Below are 20,618 nucleotides of genomic sequence, written 5' to 3' on the forward strand. Positions count from 1 at the left end.
AGAGCCTGTGCGCAAGTCGCGGATGGCGATCAGAAGAAGGCCTGCAGGCCGGTCTGGGCGCGGCCCAGGATCAGCGCGTGGATGTCGTGGGTGCCTTCATAGGTGTTGACCACCTCCAGGTTCACCACGTGGCGGATCACGCCGAACTCATCCGAGATGCCGTTGCCGCCCAGCATGTCGCGCGCCACGCGGGCGATGTCGAGCGACTTGCCGCACGAGTTGCGCTTCATGATCGAGGTGATTTCCACCGCGGCGGTGCCTTCGTCCTTCATGCGGCCCAGGCGCAGGCAGCCTTGCAGGCCGAGCGTGATCTCGGTCTGCATGTCGGCCAGCTTCTTCTGCACCAGCTGCGTGGCGGCCAGCGGGCGGCCGAACTGCTTGCGGTCCAGGGTGTACTGGCGCGCGGTGTGCCAGCAGAATTCGGCGGCGCCCAGCGCGCCCCAGGCGATGCCGTAGCGGGCCGAGTTCAGGCACGTGAACGGGCCCTTCAGGCCGCTCACGCCCGGCATGATGTTCTCTTCCGGCACGAACACCTGGTCCAGCACGATTTCGCCGGTGATCGAGGTGCGCAGGCCGACCTTGCCGTGGATGGCAGGTGCCGACAGGCCCTTCCAGCCCTTTTCGAGGATAAAGCCGCGGATCGCTTCCTTGCCGTCGTCGCCTTGCAGCTTGGCCCAGACCACGAACACGTCGGCGATCGGCGAGTTGGTGATCCACATCTTGGCGCCGGTCAGCTCATAGCCGCCGTCGACCTTCTTGGCGCGAGTGACCATCGAGCCCGGGTCGGAGCCGTGGTTCGGCTCGGTCAGGCCGAAGCAGCCGATCCATTCGCCGGTGGCCAGCTTGGGCAGGTACTTCTGCTTCTGCGCTTCGGTGCCGAATTCAAAGATCGGCACCATCACCAGCGACGACTGCACGCTCATCATCGAGCGGTAGCCCGAATCGACGCGCTCGACTTCACGCGCGATCAGGCCGTAGCTGACGTAGTTCAGGCCCGGGCCGCCGTATTGCTCCGGGATGGTGGGGCCGAGCAGGCCCAGTTCGCCCATCTCGCGGAAGATCTCCACGTCGGTCTTCTCGTTGCGGAACGACTGCAGCACGCGCGGCATCAGCTTGTCCTGGCAGTACGCCGCGGCGGCGTCGCGCACCATGCGTTCGTCGGCGGTCAGTTGCTGGTCCAGCAGCAGGGGGTCGGCCCAGTGGAATTCGGCGTTGGCAGCCATGCAGGTCTCCTTCGGTAGCGCGGGGGAAGCATCGGGGGCGGGACGAATGGTCGCTTGCCGCACCGGCGCTTCCGGGAATCATGACGGGTTCGGTGATCTTCGCGGAGGGTTTTTGTGGTTCCGCATTGCGGAACTGTGTTCCGTTGAATTAGTATATCGCAATGGTTTTGCCGTGCAACAGGCAAAACCCCCGACACCCATGCCTTTGTGCGATGAGCGGACAACCGCCGACCTGAGAGGAGCCGCCTTGACCAGTCCGCCACTTTCTCCCGATGCCACGCCGCCCGCGCCGGTGCGCGACAGCGATCCCAACTTCGTCACCGCGCTGGCGCGCGGGCTGGAGCTGATGCGCTGCTTCCGCACCGGCGAGGCAATGCTCGGCAACCAGGACTTCGTGCGCCGCACCGGCTTCCCCAAGGCCACGGTGAGCCGGCTGGCCGGCACGCTGGTGCAGCTCGGTTACCTGCGCTATGACGAAAGCCTGGGCAAGTACGCGCTGGATGCCGGCGTGCTGGCGCTGGGCTATGCCTACCTGTCGGCGTCGGACGTGGTGTCGCTGGCGCGGCCGCATATGTTGGCGTTCGCGCAGTCATACGGGGTCTCGGTCTCGCTGGGCAAGCGCGAGCGCATGGAAGTGATCTACCTGGAATCGATCCGCAACGATGCGGGCGTGATGCTGGGGCTGGGCGTGGGCTCGCGGCTGTCGCTGGTGTCCAGTTCGATGGGGCGGGCATACCTGGCCGCGCTGCCGGCGGCGCGGCGCGAGCGGGTCATGGCTGAGTTCAGCCAGGCTTTTCCGGAGCAGTGGAAGCAGCAGGAGACGGCCACGCGCGCGGCCCTGGCCGAGGCGCAGCAGCGCGGCTATGCGGCGTCGTTCCGCGACTGGCATCCGGCCATCCATGCGTGTGCGGTGGCGTTCCGGCCGGTGGGGGAGAAGGAGCTGCACATGCTGAGTTGCAGTGCCTCCTATGGGGCGGTGGATGAGTCGGTGTTCCACCAGACGCTGGCGCCGGCGTTGCGGGCGCTGGCGGCAAGGTTGTCGGACCCGGCGGGGTGACGGCCAGGTCCGACGCGCGCAGGCGTTACAGGTCCGTGCGCAGCTTCCACAGTTCCGGGAACAGCACCACGTCCAGCATCTTGCGCAGGTAGCTGACGCCCTCGGTGCCGCCGGTGCCGCGCTTGAAGCCGATCACGCGTTCGACCGTGGTTACATGGCGGAAGCGCCACTGGCGGAACGAATCCTCCAGGTCCACGAACTTCTCGCCGAGCTCGTACAGTTCCCAGTGCGCCGACGGATTGCGATAGACCTCCAGCCACGCCGCCTCGACCGAGGCGTTGTACGCAGTCGGCTGGGTCCAGTCGCGCTCCACGCAATCCGCATCGACCGCAAAACCACGCCGCGCCATCAGCCGGATCGCCTCGTCATAAAGCGACGGCGTCTTCAGCGCGGTCTCCACCAAGGCCAGGTGCTCCGGCCGGTGCGCATGCGGTTTCAGCATAGCCGCGTTCTTGTTGCCGAGAATGAACTCGATCTCGCGATACTGGAACGACTGGAAGCCCGACGACATCCCCAGGTAAGGCCGCATCGCGGAATACTCCGGCGGCGTCATCGTCGCCAGCACGTTCCACGCCTGCACCAGCTGGTCCATGATGCGCGACACCCGCGTCAGCATCTTGAACGCCGGCGGCAGGCTGTCGGCCTTGACCGACTCGCGCGCGGCGCGCAGCTCGTGCAGCATCAGCTTCATCCACAGCTCGGTGGTCTGGTGCTGCACGATAAACAGCATCTCGTTGTGGTCCGGCGACAGCGGATGCTGCGCGCTCAGGATCTGGTCCAGGCCGAGATAGTCGCCATAGCTCATGTCCTTGGCGAAGTCCATCTGCGCGCCGTGCCAGCCCTCGCCCTGTGCTTTCGTGCCTGCCTCGCTGGCAGCGCCGGAGAAGGGGCATCCCTTGAATTCACTCATGATGCACTCCCGATCAGGTCACCTGGCCGCGCGTCTGGAAGCGCGCGTCGCGATAGGCGCCGCTGTCCAGCACGTCGCGCAGGATTTCCACAGCATCCCACACCTCGGCGAAGCTGGTGTACAGCGGCGTGAAGCCGAAGCGGGCGATGCGCGGCTCGCGGTAATCGCCGATCACGCCGCGCTCGATCAGGGCCTGCACCAGCGCATAGCCGTCCGGGTGCTCCAGGCTGACCTGGCTGCCGCGGCGCGCGTGCTCGCGCGGCGTGACCAGCGTCAGCGGGTGGTGGCCGCAGCGCGCCTCCACCAGTTCGATGAACAGGTCGGTCAGCAGCAGTGACTTGGCGCGCAGCACCTGCATATTGGTCTGGGCGAAGATGTCCAGGCCGCATTCGACCATCGCCAGCGAGGTCACAGGCTGCGTGCCGCACAGGAAGCGGCGCACGCCTTCCACCGGGCGATACTGCGGATCCATCGCGAACGGCGCGGCATGGCCCCACCAACCCGACAGCGGCTGCCAGAAGGCATCGCGCAGCGCCGGCGCGACCCACACGAAGGCGGGTGAACCCGGGCCGCCGTTCAGGTACTTGTAGGTGCAGCCGATGGCGTAGTCGGCCCCGGCCGCCTTCAGGTTGACCGGCACCGCGCCGGCGGAGTGGCACAGGTCCCACACCGTGAGCGCGCCGCGGGCGTGGGCGAGTTCGGTCAGCGAGGCCATGTCCAGCATCTCGCCGGTCTTGTAGTTGACGTGCGTGAGCATCAGCACGGCGGTGTCGGCGCCGACGGCGGCGTCGATCTCGGCCGGCGAATTGACCAGGCGCAGCGAATAGCCCTGCTGCAGCAGGTCGGCCAGGCCTTGCGCGATGTACAGGTCGGTGGGGAAGTTGCTGGCCTCCGACACGATCACCTTGCGCGCCGGGTCGCGCGTCTGCTGCACGCGCAGCGCCGCGGCCAGCACCTTGAACAGGTTGATCGAAGTGGTATCGGTCACCACCACCTCATCCTGGCCGGCGCCGACCAGCGGGGCCAGCTTGTTGCCCAGCCGCTGCGGCAGCTCGAACCAGCCGGCGGTGTTCCAGCTGCGGATCAGGCCCTCGCCCCATTCCTCGGCCACCACCTGGGCGGCGCGAGCGGCGGCGGCGCGCGGGCGCGCGCCCAGCGAGTTGCCGTCGAGGTAGATCACGCCCTCGGGCAGAGCGAACTGGTCGCGCAGCGGGCGCAGCGGGTCTTGCTGGTCGAGCCGGATACAGTGCTCGCGGTCAAATGTCGTCATGTCGTGGGATTGGCCAGGGGTTGTTCGGGAATGGTTCAGTCAAGGCTGCGCAGCACCGCGCGCACCGGGCTGGCGTCGAGCCCGGCAAAGCGCAGCGGCAGCGCGATCAGTTCGTAGTCGCCGGCATCGACCTCATCCAGCACGATGCCTTCCAGGATGGCGAGCCCGTGCCTGCGCACGGCGTTGTGCGCGTCCATGGTCTTGGATTCCTGCGGGTCCAGCGACGGTGTGTCGATGCCCACCAGCTGCACGCCGTGCGCGGCCAGCAGCGCGATGGTCTCGGCCGCGACTGCGCAGAAGTGCGGGTCCCACTGCGCCAGCGGCGCCTGCCGGTAGGTGCGCAGCAGCACGCGCGGCGGCAGGCCGGCCAGCGCGTGTTCGATATGGCGCGGCTCGACCACCGGCGAGGCGCCGATGCAATGGATCACGCGGCAGGTGCCGAGGTAGGGCGTGAGCGGCACGGCGCCGATCGGCGCGCCGTCGGCGGCGTAGTGCAGCGGTGCGTCGGCGTGCGCGCCAGTGTGCGGCGACAGCGTGATGCGGCCGACATTCACCGGGCAGTGCTCGTCCATCTGCCAGGCCGGCTGCTGCTGGAACGGCGTGTCGCCGGGCCAGACCGGGGTGGCGGGGGAGAGCGGCGGGCTGATGTCCCACAGCCGGCGCGGGTCTTGATTGGGGGCGGTCATAAGGGTGCGCGGCGCCTTTGCAAGGCGCCGTCGTTGTCTGCCTCGATGACGGAAATCATAGTCAAAATTGCCGGCAAGAGGCTTGCTAAATGGACCGTCGATGCGGTCATCTTTCGCATAAAATGCGAAGAATTGATGATTAGTCGAAGGAAATTCGAATGAACCTCGATCCCACCGACCTGCGCATCCTGACCTGCCTGCAGGAGAACGGCCGCATCAGCAACCAGGACCTGGCCGACCGCGTGGCGCTGTCGCCTTCGGCATGCCTGCGGCGGGTGCGCCTGCTGGAAGAGTCAGGGGTGATCGGCGGCTACCGCGCCTGGTTCGACGCCGAGCAGCTCGGGCTGGAGCTTGAGGCGATCGTGCAGGTCTCGATGCGCCATGATGTGGAAGGCTGGCACGACACCTTTATCGCCGCGGTTCAGTCGTGGCCGGAAGTGCTGTCCGCGTACATCATCACCGGCGACAGCAACTACATCCTGCGGGTGCAGGCGCGCAACCTGAAGCACTACTCGGACTTCATCGTGAACCGGCTGTACCGCACCAAGGGCGTGATGGATATCCGCTCGAATATCGTGTTGCAGCGCATCAAGGTGGACAGTTCGCCGCTGGCGATCCTGAAGGCGGCGGAGGGCGCCTAGCGTTGCGTATGCAGCGCAATCAGCTGCCGCAGGGCTTCTTTCAGCAGCGCGCCCTGGCGCGGGCCAAAGTCGTCCAGCACTGCACGCTCGTGCTGGGCGGCGCGTGCCAGCAGCGGCTGGGCCAGCGCGAGGCCGCGCGGGGTGATCGAGATCAGCGCCTGGCGGCGGTCGGCCTGGCCGGCGCGGCGCGTCACCAGCCCGTCGGCGGCCATGCGGTCGACCAGCTTGGTCAGCGTCGGCTGCTTGGTCAGCGTGATTTCGGCGAGCGTGCCGATGGTGCAGTCGGGGCGGTCGGCCAGCGTGGCCAGCACGCGCCATTCCTGCACGGACAGGCCGCTGGCCTCCACTTCGCGGTGGAATTCGCCCGAGATCAGGTGGCTGGCGCGGGCCAGCAGGTAGGCCAGGTAGCCATCGACAAAGGGCAGGGGGGATTGCGCGGGCAGGTCCGCCATGATGGGCCCGGTGCCGTTCAGAGGTCGAGGGGGGCGGTGGTGGTGAACTGGCCGCCCTGGAATACCAGCGGGCCGTCGCTGCCATCGAGCACGCCGCAGCGCTCGACTTCACCCACGAAGATGATGTGGTCGCCCTCGTCGTAGCGGCTGCGGTTGTGGCATTCGAACCAGGCCAGCGCATTGGACAGGATCGGCAGGCCGGTGGCCGAGAGCCGGTAGTCGACGCCGGCGAAACGGTCGCCCTTGAGGGTGGCGAAGCGCTGGCACAGCTCCAGCTGCGAGGCCGACAGCACGTTGATGATGTAGTGGGTGCCGTCGCGGAACATCGGCAGGCTGTTGGCGCGCGTGGCCATGCTCCACAGCACCAGCGGCGGATCCAGCGACACCGAATTGAACGAACTGGCGGTGATGCCGATGAACGGCGGCGCGCCGGCGGCGACCGACGCGGCGCTGGCGCGCGTAGTGATCACCGTCACCCCGGTTGCGAACTGCGACAGGGTGCGGCGGAAGTGCTGCGCATCGAAATCTGGTGCGGCGGCGCTGGTGATCTGTGGCTGGGCCTCAGGCATGCCCATGGGGGCTCCGCTGGAGTTCATGAAATTTCATATATATTATTCGCGCCATGGGCATCGAGTACAAGCCCGGCGACCACCAATCCGCGATGCGGGCGTTGGCTGGCGCACAAAACCAGGCGAGCCCTGCCGCCATACAAGAACAACCGGAGACAAGTCATGCTCATCGAGCAGATCGAACACCGCTGGCTGGCGGCGTTCCGGCGCACGCTGGAACTCTGTGCCCTGCAGGGTGCGGAAGTCGTTGGAATTGTAACGGAGTCGCAATCCCGCCCTGTCAACGTGGCCTTGGCCGAACTGGCCGTGCAGTCGCTGGGCGCCACCCCGGTGCGGATCCAGGTGCCGACACCGGCACTTGGCGCGCCCGCGCCGGTGCGCTCCACCGGCGCCAGCGATGCCTTGCAGGGCCTCGCGCCGGTGGTGGCGGCCTTGTCGCGCTGTCACCTGGTGCTGGACTGCACGGTGGAAGGCCTGCTGCACGCGCCGGAACTGCCGCTGATCCTGCGCGGTGCCGACGGCATCGTGCCGCGCATGCTGATGGTCAGCAACGAACATCCTGAGATCCTGGAACGCTGCCAGCCCGACCCGGCGCTGGAAGGCACCGTGCGTGCCGCCATGAAGCGCCTGCGCGGCGCGCGCGAGATGCGCGTGCATTCGCCGGCCGGCACCGAGCTGCGCATCGGCCTGGCCGACGCCCGCGTGGGCGGGGTCTGGGGCTTCTGCAACAAGCCCGGCCAGGTCTCGCATTGGCCCGGCGGGCTGTGCCTGGCGTTTCCGGCCAGCCGCCAGGTCAACGGCACGCTGGTGCTGGCGCCGGGCGACGTCAACCTGACCTTCAAGACCTACCTGCGCGATACCGTGGTCTGCCATATCGAGGACGACTACATCGTCGGCGTCGAGGGACAGGGCGTCGACGCCGACATGATGCGCGGCTACTACCAGGCCTGGGCCGATCGCGAAGGCACGCGCGATGCGTATGCGGTCTCGCACGTGGGCTGGGGCCTGAACCGGCTGGCGCGCTGGGACGCGATGACTTTCTACGACAAGCGCGACTGCAACGGCACCGAGCTGCGCGCGTTTGCCGGCAACTTCCTGTTCTCGACCGGCGCCAACGAGGTCGCCGGGCGGCATACGCTGGGCCATTTCGACCTGCCGCTGCGCAACTGCACGGTGTCGCTGGATGGCCGCAACGAGGTGGAAGCGGGCACGCTGGTGGAGGTGGCGGCATGAGCGCGACCGCGACGATGCAACGCCACGCCAACGGCATCGCCACGCTGGCCTGGGGCGATGGCCCGGTGGCGGTGGTGATGCTGCACGGCATCGGCGGCGGCAAGGCCGCCTGGCCCGCGCAGGGCGAGGCGCTGGCGCAGGCCGGCTACCGCGCCGCGGCCTGGGACATGCCCGGCTACGGCGACAGCGCCCTGATCGATCCCTATGACTTCGACGGGCTGGCGCAAGCGCTGGCGCCGCTGCTGCAGGCCGAGCGCGACGCTGGCCGGCGCGTGGTGCTGCTGGGCCACAGCATGGGCGGCATGGTGGCGCAGCAGGCCTGCGCGGCCGCGCCCGCGCTGATCGACGGCATGGTGCTGTCCGGCACCTCGCCCGCCTTTGGCAAGGGCGACGGGCCCTGGCAGCGCGACTTCATCGCCGCGCGCACCGCGCCGCTGGACGCCGGCAGGACCATGGCCGAGATGGCCGCCGGGCTGGTGCGCACCATGGTCGCGCCCGATGCCGAGCCACAAGCCGTGGCCTTTGCCACGGCGGTGATGGCGGCGGTGCCGGCGCCAACCTACCGCGCGGCGCTGGGCGCGCTGGTGCGCTTCAACCAGCGCGACGCGCTGCCGCGCATCGCGGTGCCGGTGCTGGCGCTGGCCGGGCAGCACGACACCAATGCCGCGCCCGAGGTGATGGAGCGCATGGCGCAGCGCATTCCCGGCGCCGAATACCGCTGCCTGCCGGATGTCGGCCACCTGGCCTGCATGGAGCGGCCGGCGCTGTTCAACGAAGCGGTGCTGGATTTCCTGCAGCGGCGCTTCCCCGTGCACTGAACCACGCCGCTTCCCGGCAACGCAACACAAGAACCGCCGCAGCGCCGCCACCGCATCCGGCGCGAGCAGGAAAACAGGAGACCGCGACATGCCATCCGGACAGCTCGACTTCATTCCCGCCATCGGTACGGCGGACTTTACCCCGCAACAAGCGCGCCTGCTGGCGCTGGCCAACCGCCTCGGCCGCGAGCGCTTCGCCGCGCGCGCAGCCACCTGGGACCGCGAGGCCAGCTTCCCCTTCGCCAACTATGCCGACCTGCGCGAGGCCGGCCTGCTGGCCCTGTGCGTGCCGCAGGCGTTCGGCGGCGAGGGCGCGGACTTTGCCACCTACTGCATGGTCGGCGCCGAGATCGGCCGCTTCTGCGGGGCCACGGCGCTGACGTACAACATGCATATCTGCTCGACCATGTGGACCGGCGTGCTGTCCGACGGCATCGACATGACGCCTGAGCAGCGCGCCGAGCACGAAGCCCGGCGCGAGCTGCATTTCTCGCGCGTGGTGCGCAATGGCGCGGTCTATGCGCAGCCGTTCTCCGAAGGCTCCGCCGCTGCCGCGGGCAAGGCGCCGTTCGGCACCACCGCGCGCAAGGTCGAGGGCGGCTGGGTGCTGAACGGGCGCAAGATCTTCGCCTCGCTGTCGGGCGCGGCCGACTACTACGGCATCCTGTGCACCGAGGACCGCGGCGACCAGCATCCCGACATGCGCGACACGCTCTATATCGCCGTGCCCGGCAAGGCGGAAGGGCTGACCGTGACCGGTGAGTGGGACCCGATGGGCATGCGCGGGACGGTATCGCGCACGCTGCTGCTCAAGGACGTGTTCGTGCCCGACCATGAGCAGCTGATGCCGCGCGGCGTCTACTACCGTGCCGCGCAGACCTGGCCGGCAATGTTCTTCACGCTGTCGCCGACCTACCTGGGCGTAGCCCAGGCTGCCTACGATTTCACCGTGCAGTACCTGCGCGGCGAGGTGCCGGGCCAGCCGCCGGTCAAGCGCCGCATGTACCCGACCAAGCAGATCGCGGTGGCGCAGATGCGCATCCAGCTGGAAACCATGCGCTCGATCTTCTGGCGCGTGATCCATGAGGCCAGGCCCAATCCGACCAAGGACGAGCGCCTGCGCCTGTACGCCGCGCACTACACCGTGATGGAAGGCGCCAACGACATCGCCCGGCTGGCGATCCGCACCTGCGGCGGCCAGTCGATGCTCAAGGACCTGCCGCTGGAGCGGCTCTACCGCGACTCGCGCTGCGGTGCGCTGATGCTGCCCTGGACCGCCGAGCTGATCCTGGACCGCATGGGGCGCGAGACCCTGTACGAATCCGGCGAGCGCGACGAATGAGCGCCGCCAGCCGCGCCATGCGCGCGGGCGCCGCCGGGCTAGGCGCGCTGCCGGCCATGCTGCATGGCCATGCCGCCGCGGCGCCGGGGCGGCCGGCGTTGCACTACCTGGGCCGCACCTTCACCTACGGCAAGCTGTGGCGGCGCGTCGAGCGTGCCAGCGCCCACCTGGCAGCGACGTGGGGCATCCGCGCGGGCGACCGCGTCGGCACGCTGTGCCTGAACCACGAGTTGCAGCTGGTGCTGCTGTTCGCCTGTGCGCGTGTCGGGGCGATGTTCGTGCCGCTGAACTACCGGCTGGCGCCGGCGGAGCTGCGTACCATTGCCGGCCACGCGCAACTGGCCGCGCTGTTCCATGACGAGCGCCATGCAGGGCTGGCGCAGGAGGCTGGCAGCGGCTGCCAGGTCGCGCATCTCGACCGGCTGATCGACCATCCCGCGCCGTTCGGCGTGGCCCATGCGCCGGTGCCGGACGATGCGCCGCTGCTGCTGGCCTACACCTCCGGCACCACCGGCAAGCCCAAGGGCGCGGTGCATACGCAGGCCGGGTTGCTGGCCAATGCGCGCGCCAGCTGGTGGGCGCACGGCATGACCGCGGACGACCACGTGCTGTCGGTGCTGCCGATGTTCCATGTCGGCGGGCTGTGCATCCAGACGCTGCCGGCGCTGCTGGCCGGGGCGCAGGTCACGCTGCACGACCGCTTTGCGCCGGACGCCTGGCTCGGCGCGGTCGCGCAGGCGCGGCCGAGCCTGTCGCTGATGGTGCCGGCCACGCTGCGCGCGGTGCTTGAGCATCCCGGCTGGCCCGGGGCCGACCTGTCGGCGCTGCGCGGCGTGATGGCAGGTTCGTCGACCATCCCGCTGTCGTATATCGAGGCCTTCCATGCGCGCGGCGTGCCGCTGGGGCAGGTCTATGGCGCGACCGAGACCGGTCCGGTGTCGGTGGTGCTGAAGCTGCAGGATGCGATGGCCCGGCCTGGCTATGCCGGCTGGCCGCAGCCGGAGGCGCAAGTCCGGCTGGCCGGTCCGGACGGTGCCGAGGTGGCGCCGGGCGAGGTTGGCGAGCTGTGGGTGCGCGGCGCCAACGTGATGGCTGGCTACTGGAACCAGCCTGATAACGGCCTGCCCGACGGCTGGTTCCATTCCGGCGACCTCGCGCACCGCGATGCCGGCGGCTGCATCGAAGTCGTCGGCCGCAGCAAGGACATGATCATCTCGGGTGGCGAGAACATCTATCCCGCCGAGATCGAGAACGTGCTGGCCGGCCTGCCCGGCGTGCAGGAGTGCGCGGTGGTCGGCGTGGCCGATGCGCGCTGGGGCGAGGTGCCGGTGGCGGTGATCGTGCCCGCGCCGGGCGCGCCGCGCGACGCGCTGGGCGCGGAGCCGCTGCGCGAACTGCTGGCCACGCGCATTGCCCGCTTCAAGCTGCCGCGCGAGGTGGTGCTGCTGGAGGACCTGCCGCGCAGCGCGCTGGGCAAGGTGCTCAAGCCGCAACTGCGCGCGATGCTGGAGGCGCAGCGCCAGCCTGGCTGAATCTGCTGCAAGGGCGCCAATCTGCGCTTATGCTTGAGGCCGTGACACCACAGACGACAACGCAAGGGGGCGGCGCAAATGGAACATGGACTTGAAACGGCCACGCTGGGGGGCGGGTGCTTCTGGTGCCTGGAAGCGGTCTACCAGCAGGTCGATGGCGTGGTGGCGGTGGAGTCCGGTTATACCGGCGGGCACGTGGATCACCCGACTTACCAGCAGGTTTGCGAGGGGGATACCGGGCACGTCGAGGTGGTCCGTGTCACCTTCGATCCGTCGGTGATCAACTATCGCCAGATCCTGGAAATCTTCTTCGCCATCCATGACCCGACCACGCCGGACCGGCAGGGCAACGACGTGGGGCCGCAGTACCGGTCGGCGATCTTTACGCATTCGGAGGCGCAACGGGCCACGGCGGAATACGTGATGCGGGAGTTGGCTGCCGCCAAGGTCTTTGATGCGCCGATCGTGACGCAGGTCGAGCCGGAGCAACCGTACTGGCGCGCCGAGGCAAGTCACCAGAACTACTACCAGGATCATCCGAGCCAGGGGTACTGTGCCTTTGTGATCTCGCCGAAACTGGCCAAGTTTCGAAAGCAGTTTGGGGGCAAGTTGAGGAAGTAGGGACCGGGCGCTGGGTCGGCGCCAAAAGCCGACCCTAGTTTCCCTGCGCAAACATCGCGTAACCGACCACGGCCGCGGTTTGCGGATCGTCCGCGAGGTAGTCGAGGTAATCCGAATAGTCCAGGCAGGCTTCGTTGCCGGTATTGATGAACTGGTGGAAGCCCACGTCCATCTGCCTTCCTGTGGCGTAGACGATGGCGCAGACGTTGCCGCTCTGGGTCAGCAGGCTCACGGCACCCGGGCCGTCCTGCGGCGGGAACGCGCGGAACGTGGTGGCAAATGCGGTGATGGCGCGCGTGGTCAGGTTGGCCAGCCCCATGCAGTTGGGTCCGGCGATTGCCATGCCGCTCTCGCGGGCGAAGGCCGCAAGTGCGGCCTGGCGCCCGGCACCAGCTTCACCGGCCTCGGCAAAGCCCGAGGCGTAGACGATGGCGGCACGGACGCCGCGGGCATGGCAGCGCTGCAACTGCGGCAGCACCTCGTCCGCGCCGAGCGCCAGCACCGCCACGTCAGGCACCTGCGGCACGGATTCGATATCGGGATAGCACGCCAGGCCGGCGATCTCGGCATAGCGCGGATTGACCGGATACACCTGACCCTGGTATCCAAGGCGCTGCAGGTGGTCCAGCGCCACGCCGCCGATGCGGCTGGTATCGCGCGAGGCGCCGACAATGGCTATCGAGGCAGGATCAAGCAGCTGCGGCAGGGCGGCGCGGCCCGGTGTGCGCGCCGTAGTGGAAAGGGGCATCGTCGTCTCCATCCTTCCTCGGTTGGAAGGTGCCCCGATTCAAGCCGATCGCGTGGGTGGGGACAAGTGCATGGCCTCCAGCTGTGCATATTATGCACAAGTGTTCAGGCGGTGATGGCCGTTGCCTGCGGGAGCGGCCTATCGGCCACTGTGCACTGCCGGCAAGCGATTCACCGCGCCAGCCTCGCAATGATCGACTCGGCCAGCCGCACGCAACTCAGCGGCGCGCAGCCCTCGGCGTTGTTGCTGACAATGACGATGGCAGGCTGCCCCGCGCGCAGCGTGCGTGCCACCACATCGGCAATGGCATGGCGGGTGTCGGGGTCGTCGTCGACGATGCGGTCGAAGGGTGCGTACAGCTTTTCCGCGTAGGCGTAGGGCCGGCCCCCATGCAGCATCCAGCGCAGCACCAGCGGGCCTAGCGCTTCCTCGTCCATCAGCGCCTGCGCCGCGGCCTGGCGCGGCACCGGCGGCAGGCGGTCGCGTGCCGACAGGCAGAAGCGCACCCCGTGGCGGCGCAACAGCCGGATATAGCGTGGCGTCAGCAGTGCTGGGTCGCGCAGCTCTACCGTGTAGCACGCATGCGGGGTGATCGACGGATCGAGTGCCGGCAGCGCGCCCAGGAAGGCATCGAGCCGCTCCAGGAACACGGCGCTGTCGGCCAGCGGACCCATCGGCGACAGCTGGAACAGCAGCGGCCCGCATTTGCTGCCCAGCCCGCTGGTGGCGGGCACAATGAAGTCGCGCACCGCGATCTTGGCATCGAGGAAGGCAGCGTTGGCCAGCCGGCCGGCGCCGTCGGAGCCGCGCAGCCAGGCATCGCAGACGCTGGCGGGCGCCTTGACCAGGAAGCGGAAGCCGTCGGGGACCTGCGCGGCATAGGACAGGTAGTCCGCCAGCGGGATCGGCCCGTAGAAGCCGCGGTCGATGCCGGCGGCACGCAGCAGCGGATGGCGCGAATATGCGGCCAGGCCCTTGCGTGACAGCAGGCTGTCGCCGTACTCGCCGTCATAGACCAGCCCGTTCCAGCCGGGGTAGGCCCAGGAGGATGTGCCGAAGTACAGGTTCGATGGCAGCTGCGCGGCGAGCGCGCACAGGGTTTCGTCCGCCTGTGCGGGTTGCACGCTCTTGCCACGCGCAGGTTTGCCGGAGGGGGCGGCGGGCGGCTCCGCAGGGGCAGGTGGGGCGGGCTGGAGCAGCCCGCCAAAGAGGTCTTCAGTCAATCGCCGGCGTTGCCTTCAGTCGTTGCGGCCAATGGGTTGGTCGTAGATATAGCGGCGCGACCACGGCAGGGTATCGGCCGGCAGCCCGGCCTTGTGGCAGAGCACCTGGTAGATCGACATCTTCTCGGTCTCGAAGGCATGTGCGCAGCCGGCCAGGTAGACCCGCCAGATGCGGTATTTCTTCTCGCCGACCAGGCTGCGGATGGTGTCGCCGCGGGCCTCGAAGTTGTCGGCCCAGTAGTGCAGCGTCTGCGCGTAGTGGCGGCGCAGCAGTTCGACGTCGAAGGCTTCCAGGCCGCCTTGCTGCAGCGTGCGCAGCACCAGCCCGATATGCGGCAGCTCGCCCTGCGGGAACACATAGCGGTCCATGAACTCGGCGCCGTCCATCGGCGTCGCGCCGTTGTCGGGGTCGGGCGAGGTGATGCCGTGGTTCATCACATAGCCGTCGTCGGCCAGCAGTTCGCGGATGCGGCTGAAGTAGCCGGGCAGGTTGTCCTTGCCCACATGCTCGAACATGCCGACGCTGGTGATGCGGTCGAAGGTGCCGGCGGTGTCGCGGTAGTCCTGCAGCCGGATCTCGATGCGGTCGGACAGGCCCGCGGCCCTGACACGTTCGGTGGCCAGGTCGAACTGGTTTTGCGACAGCGTGATGCCCACGCAGCGCGCACCGAACTTCTGCGCGGCGCGCAGCACCAGCGCGCCCCAGCCGCAGCCGATGTCCAGCAGCGTCTGGTCAGGCTGCAGCCGGATCTTGGTCAGGATGTGGTCGATCTTCTTGATTTGCGCCGTGGCCAGGTCTTCGTCGCCGTGCTCGAAGTAGGCGCAGGAGTAGACCATGTTGGGATCGAGCCAGAGCTGGTAGAAGTCGTTGGAGACGTCGTAGTGGTACTGGATCGAGTTCTTGTCTTCCTGCTTGGTATGCGCGAAGTGCTGCGCCGCCTTGAACAGCGCGCCGCCGGCGCGGTGCGTGGCCGCGGCCGAGAAGCCGTAGGCGACCTTGATGATGTCCGTCAGCCTGCCCTCGAAGTCGATTTTCTCCTGCACATACGCTTCGCCCAGGTTGTCCAGGCTCGGCGTCAGCAGCAGCGGCAGGGCCGCGGCTTCGCGTACGGTCAGCGTGACAGCCGGCTTGTCGAAGTGCCCGAGCGGGTATTCGATGCCATTCCACAGCCGCAAGCTGACCGGCAGATTGGCATTCTCTCGCAGGTCGGCGATCCAGTTGTCGAGTTGCTTTTCCAGGGCTTGCTTGAAAAACATGCGCTTTACCTCCCGATGGTTGCGGCACACGCTGCGGCCGACGCATCAGGCAAGGTTGGTACTGAGCTGGAACCTTGCCCAATCCGTATCGAGCGCTGCAAGAAAAGAGTAACCAAGCGACGCCGGTCTCACTTTAGTCCAATTCCGCAGCTTGTGCAGCGCACCGCCCAGAAGACCCCACTACCGACCCGTTCGGCGTAGTTGGCGCATGTTCAGGCGCGTGCCAACCGTTTCAGGGCGACAGCCGCACGATCTGCCAGTCGCCGCCGGGTTGCAGGCGGAAGGCAATGCGGTCGTGCAGCCGCGACGGGCGGCCCTGCCAGAACTCCAGCGCGGTCGGCACCAGGCGGTAGCCGCCCCAGTGCGGCGGGCGCGGCGGGTTTTCGCCGAACTTGCTGCGGTATTCCTGCTCGCGCTGCTCCAGCACGTCGCGGCCGGGCACCTCGCGGCTTTGCGCAGAGGCCCAGGCGCCCACGCGCGAGCCCAGCGGGCGCGTGGCGAAATAGGCGTCGCTCTCGTCGTCCGAGACTTTCTCGACGCGCCCTTCGACGCGTACCTGGCGCTCCAGCTGCACCCAGTGGAACAGCAGCGCCGCGCGCGGGTTTGCCGCCAGGTCCAGGCCCTTGCGGCTTTCATAGTTGGTGAAGAAGGTGAAGCCGCGGTCGTCGATGCCCTTGAGCAGCACGATGCGCGCGGACGGCTGGCCGTCGGCGTCGACCGTGGCCAGGGTCATGGCATTGGGTTCGGGCAGCTTGGCCGTGACCGCCTCGTCGAACCAGCGTTTGAACTGGCTCATCGGGTCGGGCGCTACGTCGGTTTCGGACAGAGAGCCCAGCACATAGCTACGGCGAAGGTCGGCAAGTTGAGTCATGTCGCAATCATCAGGATATCGGTCGGGATGCGCGGTGCGCCCGGGGGCGGGGGCCGCAGGTCCGGCTGATTCGAGTATAGCGAATGCATCGGGGATCGCATTTGCGTGGCGACAAACGTATCGGCAGCGCCACCTGCCGCGGCGGCTAAACCGGCGGTGGCAGCACCTTGCGCCCCTGGCGCCGCGAGTAGTAGCCGGCCGCGCCCATCGCGCCCGCCATCGACAGGAAGATCGGCAGCATGCCCAGCGCCGTGCCGACCACGCCAAACGTGAGCGGCCACACCACCTGGCTGGTATTGAGCACCGCCGAGCGCAGGCCCAGTGCCTCGCCGGCGCGGCCGTGCGGCGACGCCGTGTGCAGGATATTCATGACATTGGGCTGGGCGCTGCCCAGCGCCAGGCCCAGCACGAAGGCCAGCCCGCACATCAGCCAGAACTGCGTGACCAGGGGGTAGGCCAGGTAGGCCAGCGCTCCCACCAGCAGCGCGCTGCGGATGATTTTCCACTCCGAGAGCCGGCGCGACACCGCCGGCATGGCCACGCGGATGGCAAAGGTGGCAATCGCGAAAGCGCCCAGCACCCAGCCGATCGACGACGGCGACAGGCCGATGCGCGAGCCCTGGATCGGGATCAGGAAGGCGTGCAGGTCCCATGCGGCGGACAGCACCGCACTGGCGATAAAGACCGCGCGCAGCTCGGCATGCTGCAGCAGGTCCAGCGTGGAGTGGCGGCTGCCGTCCTCGATGGCGATGCGCCCGGCATTGCCGCCTTGCGCCGGCAGGCGCGGACGCAGCCATTGCAGGCCGGCCTGGCCGACCAGCGCCACCGCCACCAGCACCATGAAGGCGGGACGGAAGCCCGCATGCTCGATCACGTAGCCCATCGCCACCGGCCCGAGCGTGCCGGACACCGACAGCCCCAGCGCATGCCAGGTGTAGTTGCGCAGCCGGGTCTCGTTGGTGGAGACCTGGCCGATCAGCAGCTGCATCGCCACCTGGACCAGCATGAAGCCCACGCCGATCAGCGCGCATGACAGGTACAGCGCGCCGAGGTCGTGCCAGAGCGCCGGCAGCAGCGTGCCCGCCACCACCATCAGCGAGCCCGCGGTCATCGGCTTGCGCGGCCCGATCTTGTCGATGCGCTTGCCGGCGCGGATTGCCAGCAGCATCGGCAGCACCGCATACAGCGACATCAGCACGCCGAGTGTGATGGTGGAGGCTTTGAGGGAAATCGCGAACAGCGACACCACCACGCGGCTGGCATTGAAGGCCACGTGGTTGCACACCGTCAGCGCGATCAGCCAGGTGATCGGCGGGACGGCGGTGTGCGGCAGCGACATGGGAACGGGGGCTCGCGGTGGCCGCGCTCGTGGCGGCCGGCGGCCGTGCCGAGGCGGGAAAATAAAGAGGAAACAAAGGGCGGCCGCAGCCGCGCCTTCAGAAGGATGCAGCGGGCGAACCCGCACCGCACCCGATGCTTGCCATGCTTAAACTTCTTGTAAATGGCCGTTTAATTATGCGCCCGGCGTGGGCGCGGTACAACGGCTGTGTGCGGCAGGATGTCGCAGCGGGGCAAAGTGTTGCGATTTTGCTTCAGACAAGGGCGGACATGTGGCCGCCAGGCGACGCGCCATGGTTTGCACGCGCCTCAACCGCCCTTGTACAGGGGATCGTTGTCCGGGCGCGCCGGTGCCGGCGCCGGCTTGCGCTCCTCGCGCTCGCTGGCGCGTGCCGGCTGGCGGGTCTGGGCGTCAGCCTGCGCGGCGGTCCCCGGCGTTTCCTTCGGGATCGGCCTGCCGGCGGTCATGCCGGCGGTCTTGCCGGTCCTGGGATCCTTGTAGGTCTTGCCCGGCGGCGGCGCGACCGGGCGTTTGCGCAGGTCGGCCAGCAGCGTTGCGCACAGGTTGTCTTCGCCGTCCGGGGACAGGTCCACCAGCGGCAGCACCGCAGTCGCCACCGGTGCCAGCAGCGCCAGCGACAGCGCGCCGCCGGCGCGCAGCGCCAGCACCCCGATATCGGGGCTGACGGACGGCTTCTTCATGGTGCCGCCCACGTACAGTGGCGAGCGCAGCGAGAACACGCGCAGGCCCTTGGAGTCCGGGTGGATGGTCAGCGCCAGCCTTTCATTGCGCAGGTCGATGCCGCCGGTGGTTTCGACCACCGCATCTTCCGTATCCAGCACAAAGGTGCGCGCCCGCGCGATGCCGTCGGTGAAGGCAAAGTCGCTGACGCCGCAGTTGATCCGCACCGGCCTGTCGCCGAACAGCTTGCGGATCACCACGCTGCCCACGTTCAGCCCCATCGCTTCAAGCAGGAACTTGCTGACCGTGCCGTTCTCGACCAGCAGCTTGGCTTCGCCGTTGGAAGACGCCATCAGTGCCGCCACTGAATTGCCGGTGGCCGAGAGCTTCGCGCTGCCGTTGAGTTCGCCGATGCTGGTGCGCATCAGGTCAAAGGTGGGGAACAGCTGCTTGAGCTTCATGTGCCGCGCGGTCATGTCGATCGTGGCCCCCATCGGCTCGCGCTTGCCGTCCAGGCGCATGGTCGACACCAGGTTGCCGCCGGCCACGCCGAAATTCAGCGGGTCCAGCAGCAGCACGCCGTCCTGCAGCTTCAGGTGCGTGACCAGGTCGGTGATCGGCAGGTCGGCATCGCGGATGATGCGCTTGCCGGCAAAGCGCACGTCGGCGTCGATCTCGTCCCAGCGCTCGGTGCGGAATGGCGCCACCGGCAGCGCCTTGTCGGCCGGCTGGGCCACCGGGCTGTCCTTGGCGGGGCGTCCGGGCTTGGCATCGGCGCCGATCAGCGGCGCCAGGTCGACAAAGCGCAGCTGGTTGGACACCAGATTGCCGGCCAGCAGCGGGCGCGGCTCGCGCTTGGTAAAGGTCAGCGTGCCGGACAGGTCGCTGCCGCCGACGCGGCCGGTGAACTTCTGGTACTCGTAGATCGAGCCCTGCTTGCGCAGCGTCGCCATCAGCCGGCCGCGGGTCTGGTACGGGGGCGTGGACGGCAGCACCACGCCGGTCAGCGCATAGAGCCTGGCCATGCTGTCGCCGCTCAGGGTCAGGTGCACGTCCAGCGCGGCCAGGTGGGCCGGGTTGGTCACGGTGCCTTCGATCACGGCGCGGGTGGTGCCAACCCGCACATCGGCCAGGATCGGGAAGGGCACGTCGGCGTTGCGCAGGCTCAGCACCGTGCCGGCCTTGCCGCTGGCGTTGATGGTGGCCTCGTTGTAGCGGCCGGTGGCTTTCCAGCGCACGCCGTAGCGGTCGTCGGGGCCCTTGGCCGTGGCCGGCGGGGCGGAAACGCCCGGCGCCGAAGCCGCTGGCGCGGAGGCTGCCCTGGCCGCGCCGGGTGCACTGGCCGGGGGCCCTGGCGGCACCGCGGAGGCCTCGGGCGCGACCAGCGCGCCGTCGCGGGCCTTGTCATAGAGCGGGCTGCCGCCGATGGTGTCGAGCTCCGCCTGCAGCTCGATCTTCTTGAGCTGGTCGGCCAGCGCCAGGTTGCCGCGCGCCAGCACCACCTCGCCGATATGCAGCTCCCATTCGGACGGGCCCTTCTTGGGGCCGAACTCGAGGGTCCAGTTGTTGCGGGCGTCCGGCAGGCGCTCCAGCCACACCGCCGGGCTGTCGACGACAATGGTCGGCACCGCGATCTGGTGCGCCAGCAGCGGTATCGGACGCAGCACGAAGATCAGCTCGCGCACGGTTGCCAGGTTGGGCTGTTTGGCCCAGTCGGTATTGGCGATGGTGATGTCGCGCGCCGACAGCCGCGGCCACGGCACCAGCGTATGCCAGCCTTTCTCGCCCTCACCGCGGCGCCAGGTCACGGTCAGGTCGCCGTTGATGGCAAAGGGGCGGCCGATGGCCTCGGTGACGCGGTCATTGAGCCAGGGCTTGAGGCGGTTCCAGTCGAAGGTCAGGATCACGACCACCAGCAGCGCGATCAGCGCGATGGGTGTCAGCACACTCCACAGAACAACCTTGCGGCGCACGGGCATGAGGCGGGCTCTCCTGTCTGGCGGGGGGCAGGGCCGGGGCCGCCCAAGCCAGCGCGGGGCGGCGAACGGACCACTGCACGTCTATTGTATAGTTGCGCGCTTCCTGTCTTTGTCGGGGATTGGCTGACATCGCCGCCGGAAAATGCCGGATTCTTGCCCCGCGCAG

General features: G+C 68.4%; 18 protein-coding genes and 1 pseudogene. 7 read left to right on the forward strand and 12 right to left on the reverse strand.

The annotated features are described in order from the left end of the window. Window positions 1-29 precede the first annotated feature (29 nt). Window positions 30-1,223, reverse strand: coding sequence for an acyl-CoA dehydrogenase (locus C265_RS04625; RefSeq protein ID WP_010813727.1), 1,194 nt, complete (start codon window positions 1,221-1,223; stop codon window positions 30-32). A gap of 247 nt (window positions 1,224-1,470) precedes the next feature. Here C265_RS04625 and C265_RS04630 point away from each other — a divergent pair, with 247 nt between their 5' ends. Further along, window positions 1,471-2,280, forward strand: a complete 810-nt coding sequence (locus C265_RS04630; protein ID WP_010813726.1) for an IclR family transcriptional regulator — start codon at window positions 1,471-1,473, stop codon at window positions 2,278-2,280. 25 nt (window positions 2,281-2,305) lie between these two features. On the opposite strand, the gene kynA is transcribed toward C265_RS04630, so the two are convergent. The 3 genes from kynA to kynB are packed head-to-tail and all read right to left on the reverse strand — an operon-like array spanning window position 2,306 to window position 5,146. Next, window positions 2,306-3,190, reverse strand: coding sequence for a tryptophan 2,3-dioxygenase (kynA, locus tag C265_RS04635; RefSeq protein WP_010813725.1), 885 nt, complete (start codon window positions 3,188-3,190; stop codon window positions 2,306-2,308). Between the two features lie 13 nt (window positions 3,191-3,203). Next, window positions 3,204-4,460, reverse strand: coding sequence for a kynureninase (gene kynU / locus C265_RS04640; RefSeq protein ID WP_010813724.1), 1,257 nt, complete (start codon window positions 4,458-4,460; stop codon window positions 3,204-3,206). 35 nt (window positions 4,461-4,495) lie between these two features. Further along, entirely contained in the window at window positions 4,496-5,146 is a 651-nt protein-coding gene (kynB, locus tag C265_RS04645; RefSeq protein WP_010813723.1) for an arylformamidase, read from the reverse strand. A 158-nt stretch (window positions 5,147-5,304) separates the two neighbouring features. Here kynB and C265_RS04650 point away from each other — a divergent pair, with 158 nt between their 5' ends. Further along, window positions 5,305-5,787 carry an Lrp/AsnC family transcriptional regulator gene (locus C265_RS04650; RefSeq protein WP_010813722.1) on the forward strand — a complete coding sequence of 161 codons (483 nt, stop codon included), beginning with the start codon at window positions 5,305-5,307 and terminating at the stop codon, window positions 5,785-5,787. Here the strand turns inward: C265_RS04650 and C265_RS04655 are convergent. Continuing rightward, window positions 5,784-6,239: a MarR family winged helix-turn-helix transcriptional regulator gene (locus tag C265_RS04655; RefSeq protein ID WP_010813721.1), complete on the reverse strand. Its 456-nt coding sequence runs from the start codon at window positions 6,237-6,239 to the stop codon at window positions 5,784-5,786. The two genes, C265_RS04650 and C265_RS04655, sit on opposite strands and share 4 nt — an antisense overlap. Window positions 6,240-6,256: 17 nt before the next feature. Next, complete coding sequence (locus tag C265_RS04660; RefSeq protein WP_010813720.1) at window positions 6,257-6,814, reverse strand: flavin reductase family protein; 558 nt, start codon at window positions 6,812-6,814, stop codon at window positions 6,257-6,259. A 156-nt stretch (window positions 6,815-6,970) separates the two neighbouring features. Here C265_RS04660 and C265_RS04665 point away from each other — a divergent pair, with 156 nt between their 5' ends. The 5 genes from C265_RS04665 to msrA all read left to right on the forward strand — a co-directional run bounded on the left by C265_RS04665 (window position 6,971) and on the right by msrA (window position 12,354). Beyond that, window positions 6,971-8,041: a hypothetical protein gene (locus tag C265_RS04665; protein ID WP_010813719.1), complete on the forward strand. Its 1,071-nt coding sequence runs from the start codon at window positions 6,971-6,973 to the stop codon at window positions 8,039-8,041. Beyond that, on the forward strand, window positions 8,038-8,859 hold the full coding sequence (locus C265_RS04670; RefSeq protein ID WP_010813718.1) for an alpha/beta fold hydrolase: 822 nt from the start codon (window positions 8,038-8,040) through the stop codon (window positions 8,857-8,859). Before C265_RS04665 ends, C265_RS04670 begins: the two co-directional genes overlap by 4 nt. An 88-nt stretch (window positions 8,860-8,947) precedes the next feature. Beyond that, the gene (locus C265_RS04675) at window positions 8,948-10,201 is read left to right on the forward strand and encodes an acyl-CoA dehydrogenase family protein (RefSeq protein WP_010813717.1); all 1,254 of its coding nucleotides are present in this window, start codon (window positions 8,948-8,950) and stop codon (window positions 10,199-10,201) included. Beyond that, the gene (locus C265_RS04680; RefSeq protein WP_010813716.1) at window positions 10,198-11,733 is read left to right on the forward strand and encodes a class I adenylate-forming enzyme family protein; all 1,536 of its coding nucleotides are present in this window, start codon (window positions 10,198-10,200) and stop codon (window positions 11,731-11,733) included. Before C265_RS04675 ends, C265_RS04680 begins: the two co-directional genes overlap by 4 nt. Window positions 11,734-11,811: 78 nt before the next feature. Further along, the gene (gene msrA / locus C265_RS04685; RefSeq protein ID WP_010813715.1) at window positions 11,812-12,354 is read left to right on the forward strand and encodes a peptide-methionine (S)-S-oxide reductase MsrA; all 543 of its coding nucleotides are present in this window, start codon (window positions 11,812-11,814) and stop codon (window positions 12,352-12,354) included. Between the two features lie 58 nt (window positions 12,355-12,412). On the opposite strand, the pseudogene C265_RS04690 reads toward msrA, so the two are convergent. The 6 genes and pseudogenes from C265_RS04690 to C265_RS04715 form a co-directional block, all read right to left on the reverse strand. Further along, window positions 12,413-13,102: pseudogene (locus tag C265_RS04690) on the reverse strand (CoA-binding protein); the annotation flags it as partial. Between the two features lie 170 nt (window positions 13,103-13,272). Further along, the gene (locus C265_RS04695; RefSeq protein ID WP_037023587.1) at window positions 13,273-14,325 is read right to left on the reverse strand and encodes a DUF72 domain-containing protein; all 1,053 of its coding nucleotides are present in this window, start codon (window positions 14,323-14,325) and stop codon (window positions 13,273-13,275) included. Window positions 14,326-14,340: 15 nt separating this feature from the next. Continuing rightward, a complete protein-coding gene (locus C265_RS04700) occupies window positions 14,341-15,582 on the reverse strand; it encodes a cyclopropane-fatty-acyl-phospholipid synthase family protein (RefSeq protein ID WP_010813712.1) in 1,242 nt (413 codons plus the stop codon). Window positions 15,583-15,814: 232 nt separating this feature from the next. Continuing rightward, on the reverse strand, window positions 15,815-16,453 hold the full coding sequence (pdxH, locus tag C265_RS04705; RefSeq protein ID WP_010813711.1) for a pyridoxamine 5'-phosphate oxidase: 639 nt from the start codon (window positions 16,451-16,453) through the stop codon (window positions 15,815-15,817). Window positions 16,454-16,598: 145 nt separating this feature from the next. Further along, on the reverse strand, window positions 16,599-17,792 hold the full coding sequence (locus C265_RS04710) for an MFS transporter (RefSeq protein ID WP_010813710.1): 1,194 nt from the start codon (window positions 17,790-17,792) through the stop codon (window positions 16,599-16,601). Between the two features lie 308 nt (window positions 17,793-18,100). Next, complete coding sequence (locus C265_RS04715; RefSeq protein WP_010813709.1) at window positions 18,101-20,452, reverse strand: AsmA family protein; 2,352 nt, start codon at window positions 20,450-20,452, stop codon at window positions 18,101-18,103. Window positions 20,453-20,618: the final 166 nt, after the last annotated feature.

Origin of the sequence: Cupriavidus sp. GA3-3, assembly GCF_000389805.1 — a bacterium.
Lineage (GTDB): Bacteria > Pseudomonadota > Gammaproteobacteria > Burkholderiales > Burkholderiaceae > Cupriavidus > Cupriavidus necator_D.

Bases quoted from the DNA above. Each gene is read 5' to 3' on its own strand.
- C265_RS04670 (WP_010813718.1), top strand. From the start codon at position 8,038: ATGAGCGCGACCGCGACGATGCAACGCCACGCCAACGGCATCGCCACG.
- C265_RS04660 (WP_010813720.1), bottom strand. From the start codon at position 6,814: ATGGGCATGCCTGAGGCCCAGCCACAGATCACCAGCGCCGCCGCACCA.
- C265_RS04675 (WP_010813717.1), top strand. From the start codon at position 8,948: ATGCCATCCGGACAGCTCGACTTCATTCCCGCCATCGGTACGGCGGAC.
- C265_RS04680 (WP_010813716.1), top strand. From the start codon at position 10,198: ATGAGCGCCGCCAGCCGCGCCATGCGCGCGGGCGCCGCCGGGCTAGGC.
- C265_RS04715 (WP_010813709.1), bottom strand. From the start codon at position 20,452: ATGCCCGTGCGCCGCAAGGTTGTTCTGTGGAGTGTGCTGACACCCATC.
- pdxH (WP_010813711.1), bottom strand. From the start codon at position 16,453: ATGACTCAACTTGCCGACCTTCGCCGTAGCTATGTGCTGGGCTCTCTG.
- C265_RS04625 (WP_010813727.1), bottom strand. From the start codon at position 1,223: ATGGCTGCCAACGCCGAATTCCACTGGGCCGACCCCCTGCTGCTGGAC.
- C265_RS04650 (WP_010813722.1), top strand. From the start codon at position 5,305: ATGAACCTCGATCCCACCGACCTGCGCATCCTGACCTGCCTGCAGGAG.
- C265_RS04700 (WP_010813712.1), bottom strand. From the start codon at position 15,582: ATGTTTTTCAAGCAAGCCCTGGAAAAGCAACTCGACAACTGGATCGCC.
- msrA (WP_010813715.1), top strand. From the start codon at position 11,812: ATGGAACATGGACTTGAAACGGCCACGCTGGGGGGCGGGTGCTTCTGG.
- C265_RS04710 (WP_010813710.1), bottom strand. From the start codon at position 17,792: ATGTCGCTGCCGCACACCGCCGTCCCGCCGATCACCTGGCTGATCGCG.
- kynA (WP_010813725.1), bottom strand. From the start codon at position 3,190: ATGAGTGAATTCAAGGGATGCCCCTTCTCCGGCGCTGCCAGCGAGGCA.
- C265_RS04665 (WP_010813719.1), top strand. From the start codon at position 6,971: ATGCTCATCGAGCAGATCGAACACCGCTGGCTGGCGGCGTTCCGGCGC.
- kynB (WP_010813723.1), bottom strand. From the start codon at position 5,146: ATGACCGCCCCCAATCAAGACCCGCGCCGGCTGTGGGACATCAGCCCG.
- kynU (WP_010813724.1), bottom strand. From the start codon at position 4,460: ATGACGACATTTGACCGCGAGCACTGTATCCGGCTCGACCAGCAAGAC.
- C265_RS04655 (WP_010813721.1), bottom strand. From the start codon at position 6,239: ATGGCGGACCTGCCCGCGCAATCCCCCCTGCCCTTTGTCGATGGCTAC.